The organism is Chromohalobacter sp. HP20-39 (genome assembly GCF_033052815.1).
GTDB lineage: Bacteria > Pseudomonadota > Gammaproteobacteria > Pseudomonadales > Halomonadaceae > Chromohalobacter.
In genome coordinates, this window is the sequence record NZ_JAWHTP010000050.1 from 1 (window position 1) to 729 (window position 729).

General features: G+C 63.0%; 1 protein-coding gene. It reads left to right on the forward strand.

Annotation, left to right across the window (positions count from 1 at the left end):
- Window positions 1-41: 41 nt before the first annotated feature.
- Window positions 42-729: hypothetical protein (locus tag RVY79_RS16805; RefSeq protein WP_317465614.1), on the forward strand; the 688-nt coding region annotated here is incomplete at its 3' end.

Genomic DNA, 729 nt, shown 5'->3' on the forward strand with positions numbered 1-729 from the left:
GAACGACTGACTCCCGGGCGTACACGACATCGGAGGATGGAATGGCAGAGCAATTGATCGACGCAGCGCAAAGCACGCTGGCCAAGGCGCTGTCGGCACTGAGCCGTCGTGCCGACCGGGTGCACTCACAGCTCTGTGCTGCGCAGCGTATTCGCACGGCCTATCTCGCCGCGCAGGTCGGCATATTGGTGCCGGCCGTCTCTCGGTCGGTTGTTCGTTCGCTTCAGGTCAGGCTCCCCGCATTCATGACCTCCGACGTCATCGCGGAATTCCACCGCGGGCGCAAATTCCTTGCGGTGTTTCCCCGCAAGCAAACCCGTGAGTCGCTGTCGATCCTCCAATACGCGCTTACGGCGTATCTCAGTCAGATCCGCTACCAGGAATTGAAGGAATTCGACGCTGAAATTGCCCACCTGCGGGCCTACCTCACTGACTTGGAACGCGCACGTGAGCAAGCGTCAGACCTTCTGCGGGTGCTCCAGGTGGTGCAGGATCGCGCCGCACCGGTTCCCTCCGAAGCGCAGCCGCTACTGGCTCGGATGGCTGGCGCTGGGGATCGACATTGCCGGCGCTCGAACGCCGGCACCGACGGTCGGCGCCGCGCGGCCAGTGCATTGGATGATCAAGACACGAACCTATGCGCGTTCGTGTTGGCAGAACTTCCCTCTCGTTTGGGGGAGCTTCTGACGCGCGACAAATCGGCGGCCTTCGACGCGTCGACCGAACGCC